The sequence below is a fragment of the Rhodococcus sp. (in: high G+C Gram-positive bacteria) genome (assembly GCF_049591685.1).
Taxonomy (GTDB): Bacteria; Actinomycetota; Actinomycetes; order Mycobacteriales; family Mycobacteriaceae; genus Rhodococcoides.
Genome location: NZ_JBAWFH010000208.1, coordinates 1 through 8,100 on the forward strand (window position 1 = coordinate 1; position 8,100 = coordinate 8,100).

The window sequence follows — 8,100 nt, forward strand, 5'->3', positions numbered from 1 at the left end:
CAACCCACCCACACCCCGGACGCACCCAATGGCATCCCCCCGCCACCATCGACCCCCAACGCCGCGGAATCATCAACCACTACCACCACCCACAGGAATACCTCTACCCCGAACCCGACGACCCAGCGCCAGACGACCCGGCGCACTAGTGTCGCAGAAATTCGACCAGACGGTAAGCGGCACAGAGCAATACATGTGCCGCTCACAGTCATGTCCAGGCACGGTCCGCCGTGAATCAGCGAACCGGTTTGGATCGTTTCCAAGGTGGAAACCGTGTCCGACCGTCGAACCGAACCTGTGCCGCCGAATGAAAGAGCGTAACGATGACCGACACCCCCGAGTCATAGGTCCTCCACATCGGTGACGCGACGTACGAAAAATGGGACGACGAAAGAGAAAGCATCAGTTTTCGCACGACAACCCGTGTCGTCGCCCTATAAAACAACTCCCCCGGGCACGAGATTGAGCACCCGCAGACGCGCTGAACCATCTGGTTCGACGTCGAGGGCTGTAATACTCGGCGCTGCAACGGGAATCAAACTCGCCGCAGACAGTCCGACGAACGAAAAGAGGATCGACCGGATCACGCCACCGTGGGTGAGGACGAGAACCGGACCGGGCATGGCAACTGCGTCGAACACAGCTGCAGTGGTTCGCGCGGTCACATCACCCGGCGCTTCACCGGCGGGCGGCGTCAGCTTCCCTGCTCGCCAGCGGTGATAGTCGGCGCCGAGCTCGCCCGGGAGCCTGCCTTCCCACTCCCCCAAACCGGCCTCCACCCAACGCTCGTCGAGCACGACGTCACGTGCACCCAGGATATCGGCGGTCGACGTCGTACGTGCGAGCGGAGACGCAACAACCGACAGAGGATTCCAGGCCGCAACCACAGGCGCAAGATCGAGCACATCGGCACGACCCACGGTCGACAGGTCGATGTCCGTCTGGCCCTGCAGTCGTCGATCTGCGGTCCACTCCGTCGCACCGTGACGCACCAGCAGAAGTGTGGTCACAGGCGTCGCCCCTCCGCATCGAAAATCGCGGCAGGCTGCGGTGGTAGCACGATCGCGGCAATGTCACCGGCCACCGCGGGAACACCGGAGATGATCGAAATACGTTGCTTTGCAACCATACCGGTGATCACGTGGCGTCCGGCCATCGGCGTCGACTCCAACACTTCGAACGCGATATCGCCGGTAGCATCCAGCACCAGATCCTGCGGCCTGTACATCGCCCGTGTCCCCGAAGTGACCCCGGACGCAATGGCGACGCCGTCGCAGTAGAGCGTGCCGCCGATGACGTCGCCTCCCAGCAGTACGGCAGGCGGCGTTCCGAGGAAACCTGCGACGAATGCGGTGGCCGGATTCTCGAGTAGTTCCGTGGGGCTCCCGATCTGCTCGATCCGGCCGTTGTTCATGACGGCGATGTGCGTCGCCATTGCCAACGCCTCGATCTGATCGTGCGTGACGTAGACGCTGGTTGCGCCGGTCATGCGATGCAGTCGTACGATCTCGGCCCGGGTCTCCACCCGCAGTCGAGCGTCGAGATTGGACAGAGGTTCGTCGAACAGCAGCACGCCCGGACGTGGGCCGATGGTGCGCGCAATGGCCACGCGTTGCTGCTGACCACCCGATATCTGAGCCGGCTGTCGATCGGCCAGCTCAGCGATTTCCAGCGCGCCGAGCACTTCGTCGACTCTGCGGGTTCGTTCGTCACGGGTCCAACCGGCGACCTTCAGTGGCCATTCGACGTTGGCGCGAACAGTCATGTGCGGCCACAACGCATAACTTTGAAACACCATGCCCAGTCCACGCTTGTCCGCTGGAAGGTCGATGCCCTCGGCTGCGTCCGCAACCACCAGATCACCGAAGGCGATGCTGCCGCTCGACGGCTGTTCCAGCCCCGCGAGCATGCGCAGCGTCGTCGTCTTTCCGCAGCCGGACGGCCCGAGCAGCACGAGGAACGCGCCGTCGGGCAAGTCGATGTCGATGCCGTGGAGCGCGGTGCGGTCTCCGAACTTTTTGGTCAGACGGTCGAGCACGATGCGGGTCACGAGGGAATTCCTGTCGGTTGAGCGCGGGTCAGCCTTCGCGCGAGAATCGTTGCGGCAACTGAGATGACGGCAATGACCAGGGTGATGGCGTTGGCATGCTGAGTGAAGCCCTCGGATGCGTAGCGGTACGTCATGGTTGCCAACAGCGGCGTCGCCGGGGTCACGAGCAACACCACCAGCGACAGGTCGCGGACCATGGTGACGAACACCAGTACCGAGCCGCCGACCACTCCACGAGAGACCAGTGGCGTGGTGATCCGGGCGAACCGCCGTGGCCCGCCGGCTCCGGTGAGCACCGCGGCCTCTTCCAGTTCGTTCGACACCTGGCCGAGTGCCGCCTTGGATGTCTGGAAAGCGAACGGCAAGCTGGCGGCGACGCCTGCCACCACGAGGATCGCAAAGGTGCCGTACAGCGACGGCAGGGGTCCGATCGGCGCACCGAAGAGCGCGATGAACGCTGCACCGAACGCGACGCCGGGGATCAAGAACGGAACGTAGGAGAGAAACCCGATGGTGCTGCCGAGAATTCGTGGCCGGATCAGGTGTCGCACGACGTACGCTCCGAGCAGACCGATCAGCGCGGCACCGACGGCCACGAGTAGGCCCAGCAGGATCGTCGATTTCGTCGCGTCGAGTGCGATCGGATCGCGCAGCACTCCGCGCATCCCCTGCGCTATGGCACTGTCGGATTCGCCGAGCCAGTAGTGGAGGGTGAATCCGCCGTCGAAGGAATTGGTGCGGCGCAGCAGCGTCGACACTGCGAGGACGAGCCCAGGAACGATCGCAGTCAAGGTCACCAGAAGCGCGGCCATGGCAAACAAGGGCCAACGCCACGCACCGGTCCGGACGGTACGGATGCCCGACGCCTTCCCCGTGATGGTCGCGTAGGACCGGCGCTTCGTGGCTCTGTTGCCCGCCCACAGCACCATTCCCGCGACCACCACGAGCACGATCGACAACGCGTAGCCGCGTACGGCGTCGCCCGTCGAAATTGCGCCGTAGAGGCGTGTGCTCAACGTCTGGAACCGCACCGGCAATCCGAGAAGCGCTGGAACCGCGAAATTGCTGACGCCTTCGGCGAACGCGAGCAGAAAACCGGACAGTATTGCCGGCGACACGGCGGGCAGAACAATTCGAGTAGCGACCCTCAGCCGTGACGCACCGGTGAGTTCGGCAGCCGCGACGAGGTCCCCGCCTATGCCGAGCAATGCTGCGGAGACGATCACGAACGACAGCGAGTAATAATGAGCGGTGAGGACCAGAACCGTTGGCACCAAGCCCCAGGACAGATCGTCGGGAACCGAAATACCCACACTGGAAAGCAATCCGGGCGTACCGCCGATTCGCTCGTTACGGAACACGCTCTCCCAAGCCAGTGCGATCGCGAAACTTGGAAGGGCGAACGGCACGGTGGCCAATACCCCGATGACGCGCTTACCCGGGATGTCGCTCATCACGACCACCCAGGCGAGAAACGCGCCGAACACTGTGGCCAGCGCCCCGACGCCCAACCCTACGAGTAGTGAGTTTCCCAGCGGGCGCCACAGCAGGTTCTCCGACAGCGGGCTCGCGAACACCTGGCTCCACACGCCGTCGGCGTCGGCGTCCAGTGTTCTGGTGACCAGGCCCGCCAGCGGTGCAGCCACGAGAATCACGAGAACTACGATCACCGCGGCCGCCAGCGCATGGATCGGGCGCCTCACCGTCTTCGTTCGGGGAAGCGCCTTCACTGGATGGTGAGCAGGTAGTCGGCTACCTGCGCGCGACGCTCTGCCGATGCTTCGGGATCGATACGCCATGCTCCGAGGTCGCCCAGCGAGAGGGCGTCGGTCGGCGCGACGACATCGTCACGCGTCGGGTAATCGCCTGCGACATAGAACGGTTCGAAACCCGGTCCGCCGGTTTCCGAATTGTCACCCATCATGTAGTCGACGAGCAGGCGGGCTGCTGCGGGGTTCTTCGCTTCGGCGGTGATCCCCAGCATCGCCGGGAAGACGATGCCCGGTGAGGGGGCGACATCCGCGGCCACCTGCAGTGCCCACCCCTCGTCCTCGTTGTCCCGTCGGTCCGAGTAGGTCGTGAAGCCGACCGGTGGGTTCGCCTGACCGCGCGCTCCGACCGACGAGTTGACCGTATCCGTGTCGTCCACCAATATCGCATCGTTGTCGTACAGGTCCGTGATGAACTGCAAACCTGCATCCTCGACGCCGTCGTCGAGCTCGACCTCGCGGCCGAAGTGATCCTGGTACGCCTGCGCCATATCGTCGGCGCGCAACGACATTTCGGTGACGAGATCGAGGTAGTCGCCGCGAACGTTGGGGTCCACCATCATGACGCGACCGGACCACTCTGGATCCGTCAGAGCCCAGAGGTTGTCGACCGGCGGGCCGTCGGGGTTGGCCTCCTCGTTGTACATCAACACCTTGGTGGACAACCGGTTGGCTACGAGCGGCTGCTGAAACTCCTCGGGCAGCGACTCCGAAACCCTTTTCGGAACATAGGATTCGAGTACACCGTCGGCGAGAAGTTCGGTCACCACCACCGGGGCATCCGACACGTACGCGACGTCTGCGGTGGCGCTGCCCGCCCGATGCTCGCTGGCCAGCCTGGTGATCAGCTCGGTCGAGGAAATGTCGGTGGCCATCACGTCTATCCCCGGGTACGCAGCTTCGAAGGATTCCTCGATGGACGCAATCCTGCTGGTGAAGGCATAGACCGACACCGAACCTTCCGCACGGGCCATCGTGACCAGCTCGTCCTGGGACATCGATGCCCAGTCGATCTGCGGCGCTTCCGGTTCCGTCGACGTTGAGCACGCCGCGAGGGCAAAGGTCAGCGCGAGCACGGAACAGGCGGCGCTCGCACGAGGGTGGGCGGACACAGGCATGACAAATCCTCCGGGTCTTGGGCTTTTCGGATGGTTTTCGGATCGAACAATGCGGCAATGAAGCGTGTTCACGCTTCGAGTTTGTCGAGCAGGTGAGCGAGTCGATCCAGCGATCGGTTCGACTCGTCGGGTCTGCGGCGGGCCACGGTGAGGACGAGAGCGTTACCGATGGCCATCGGTACGGCGAGGGAAAGAAATTCGTCGCCGTGACCGCGCGGCGCGGCGATCAACTGGTCTGGTTGCGGCGACATCGAAAGAAGCGTGTCGGTGACGACGGCGGTGTAGCAATCGTTCTCGGCCGCAATGCCCAGCAACGAACCGAGAAGCGCTGGCATGCGTCGGAATGCGAACGCCAGTAGTACGTCGTCGGAACTCAGGCTGGTGATTCGCTCCGCGACATCCCGTCGCGCACCCGAGAGTGCGGTGACGCGCATCCCGAACCGCTGAAACCGTCGGCAGAGCAGATCTACCAGTACTGTCGCGTTGCCCTGACCGAAGACGTAGATGTGATCGGCAGCGATGATGCGAACTGCCAGATCGTCGAGCTGCCTTTGGTTCACGTGACGGGTCAGTTCCGACAACGCGGTGAGCTCGTCCTCGACGAAACCGCGAATCACATCGTCGTTCGGATGGCGATCGAGGCGACCACGGACTCGCTGCGAGGGCCCTTCGCCCGTCAGATAGTCCTGACGGAGAGCCTCCCGCAATTCGGGGTAACCGGCGAAGCCGAGGCGCTGCGCCAATCTGGTGGCCGCCGACTGGTGCAGACCGACCGGACCCGTCAGGTCGGTCGCCAACCAGTACGACGCAGCGGCAGGTTGTGACTGCAGCAGCGCGACGAGTCGGCGATCGTTGGCGGTGAGGAGGTGTCCTCGGCTTGCCACCAGTTCTGTGATGAGCACGGCGGCGACGCTATCCGCAACCTCACTTGCAACGCCTGCAAGCTGTGCAAGTTAACGTGCTGTTTGCCCGATATGCACCGTGAAGTCGTCAGGGCGCTCTTCAGAGCCTTCATATTTGTGACCCACTACTCATCTGCCCGAAACTATGTTGAGACATATGCACACCCACGCACTGCGTATTTTGAGGTAAGCGTTTCACTGCCACGAAGGATGAGGAAGACCATGGCGGGCGCCGACACAACATCTTGATGCTGTCCGGGGTGTTCGTCGTGGGCACGCTCGGGTGCGTGCTGGCGCCGTCGTGGGAAGTCCTCGCAGTGTTCCGCTTCATCCTCGGCCTGGCCGTCGGCGGTGCTTCGGCCACTGTTCCGGTCTACCTCTCCGAGATTGCACCGTTCGTCGGGCTCGGGGTGCTGGCTCTGATCTTCATCGTCACGCAGGTTCCCGAAACTCGCGGGCAGTCTCTGGAGGATCTCGAGGCCCGGTTCCGTCGCGAATACTCGTAACCGTGGAAGTTCTATCGGAAGGAGTTCGAAAATGGCTATTTTGGTTGCAGTGTCCGACAGCGAGGAAGGACGCCACGCACTCCGAATGGCAGCCGACGAAGCCGCAGCACTGAGCACGGACCTCATTGCAACCGATCTGACGCTGGGACGACTCGACACCACCGAGTTGGGCAGCAACGTGTCCGTGCGTGTGATCGACCGAGCCGGCCGCGAGGACCGCGATCCAGGGATGGCCATATTCGACGAAATCGACGCCCACCCCGAAGTGACGAGGCTCGTCACCGGCATCAAGCGACGCAGCCGAGACGGGAAAGCGTTGTTGGGCGGCGTGACTCAGCGGCTGCTCATGCTGTCGCCGGTCCCCGTACTCAGCGTGCAGCCCAACTGAAACTCCCGAGGTAACTTGGCAACACGAAACCCCCTCCGCGTGTGATCTGCGGAGGGGGTTTCGTTGATGCGGATCTAGCTGTTCTCTGGGAAACCCGGAGACGCGGAGCGGATCTAGCTGTTCTCTGGGAAACCGAGGTTGATGCCGCCGTGGCTGGGGTCGAGCCAGCGGCTGGTGATGGCTTTGCCGCGGGTGAAGAAGTGCACGCCTTCCATGCCGTGGGCGTGGGTGTCGCCGAAGAGGGAGTTCTTCCAGCCACCGAAGCTGTAGTACGCCATGGGGACAGGGATGGGGACGTTGATGCCGATCATGCCTACTTCCACTTCGTTCTGGAAGCGCCTCGCGGCGCCGCCGTCGTTGGTGAAGATGGCGGTGCCGTTGCCGTAGGGGTTGTTGTTGATCAGTTCGAGGGCTTCGTCGTAGGTGTCGACGCGTACCACCGAGAGGACGGGTCCGAAGATTTCGTCGGTGTAGATGGACATGTCGGTGGTGACGTTGTCGATCAACGTCGGGCCCAACCAGAAACCGTCCTTGCCACCATCGGCCTGCACGGTGCGGCCGTCGACGACGATGGTCGCTCCTGCTGCTTCGCCGGCGTCGACGTAGGAGGCGACCTTGTCTCGGTGCGCTTTGGTCACCAGTGGTCCCATGTCCGAGTTCTTGGTGCCGTCCCCGGTTCTCAGTGGGGTGGTGCGTTCGACGATCTTCGCGACGAGTTCGTCGGCGATCGGGCCGACGGCGACGAGGGCGGAAATAGCCATGCAGCGTTCACCGGCCGAGCCGAAGCCGGCGTTGACCATGGCATCGGCGGCGAGGTCGAGGTCGGCGTCGGGGAGCACGATGGCGTGGTTCTTCGCCCCGCCGAGGGCCTGGACGCGTTTGCCGTGGCTGGTGCCGACGCTGTAGACGTACTGCGCGATCGGGGTGGAGCCGACGAAGGAGATCGACTTGATCGCCTTGTTCTCGAGCAGTTCGTCGACGGCGAGTTTGTCGCCTTGCAGGACGTTGAAGACACCGTCGGGCAGGCCGGCTTCCTTCCACAGTTCTGCCATCCACAGCGATGCGGTGGGGTCTTTTTCCGAGGGTTTGAGCACGACGGTGTTGCCTGCGGCGATGGCGAGGGGGAAGAACCACATCGGGACCATGGCGGGGAAATTGAACGGGGAGATGATGCCGACGGGTCCGAGGGGTTGGCGGATGGAGTAGATGTCGACTTTCGTCGACGCGTTCTCGGTGTATCCGCCTTTGAGTAGATGGGGTATGCCGCAGGCGAATTCGACGACTTCTTGGCCGCGGGAAATTTCGCCGAGCGCGTCGGAGTGGACTTTGCCGTGTTCGGCGGTGATGATCTCGGCGAGTTCGCCCTT

7 protein-coding genes and 1 pseudogene are annotated in these 8,100 nt (G+C 63.3%); 2 read left to right on the forward strand and 6 right to left on the reverse strand.

What is annotated here, in order from left to right; genetic code table 11:
- Nucleotides 1–434: 434 nt before the first annotated feature.
- The 5 genes from WBQ44_RS08910 to WBQ44_RS08930 form a co-directional block, all read right to left on the reverse strand.
- A complete protein-coding gene (locus WBQ44_RS08910) occupies nt 435–1,010 on the reverse strand; it encodes a histidine phosphatase family protein (protein ID WP_495566344.1) in 576 nt (191 codons plus the stop codon).
- Nucleotides 1,007–2,050 (reverse strand): ABC transporter ATP-binding protein, encoded by a 1,044-nt coding sequence (locus tag WBQ44_RS08915; protein ID WP_495566345.1) that lies wholly within the window; start codon nt 2,048–2,050, stop codon nt 1,007–1,009. The genes WBQ44_RS08910 and WBQ44_RS08915 overlap by 4 nt, the downstream gene beginning before the upstream one ends.
- Nucleotides 2,047–3,753 carry an ABC transporter permease gene (locus WBQ44_RS08920; protein WP_495566346.1) on the reverse strand — a complete coding sequence of 569 codons (1,707 nt, stop codon included), beginning with the start codon at nt 3,751–3,753 and terminating at the stop codon, nt 2,047–2,049. Before WBQ44_RS08920 ends, WBQ44_RS08915 begins: the two co-directional genes overlap by 4 nt.
- Before the next feature lie 23 nt (nt 3,754–3,776).
- On the reverse strand, nt 3,777–4,937 hold the full coding sequence (locus WBQ44_RS08925) for an ABC transporter substrate-binding protein (RefSeq protein WP_495566347.1): 1,161 nt from the start codon (nt 4,935–4,937) through the stop codon (nt 3,777–3,779).
- 68 nt (nt 4,938–5,005) lie between these two features.
- Nucleotides 5,006–5,839 (reverse strand): MurR/RpiR family transcriptional regulator, encoded by an 834-nt coding sequence (locus WBQ44_RS08930; protein WP_495566348.1) that lies wholly within the window; start codon nt 5,837–5,839, stop codon nt 5,006–5,008.
- 218 nt (nt 5,840–6,057) lie between these two features.
- Between WBQ44_RS08930 and WBQ44_RS08935 the strand changes: the two are divergent.
- Both WBQ44_RS08935 and WBQ44_RS08940 read left to right on the forward strand, forming a co-directional pair.
- Nucleotides 6,058–6,234 (forward strand): annotated as a pseudogene (locus WBQ44_RS08935) (MFS transporter); the annotation flags it as partial.
- A 142-nt stretch (nt 6,235–6,376) separates the two neighbouring features.
- Nucleotides 6,377–6,733 carry a universal stress protein gene (locus WBQ44_RS08940; protein WP_495566349.1) on the forward strand — a complete coding sequence of 119 codons (357 nt, stop codon included), beginning with the start codon at nt 6,377–6,379 and terminating at the stop codon, nt 6,731–6,733.
- 113 nt (nt 6,734–6,846) lie between these two features.
- Here the strand turns inward: WBQ44_RS08940 and WBQ44_RS08945 are convergent.
- Nucleotides 6,847–8,100: CoA-acylating methylmalonate-semialdehyde dehydrogenase (locus WBQ44_RS08945; RefSeq protein WP_495566350.1), on the reverse strand; the 1,254-nt coding region annotated here is incomplete at its 5' end.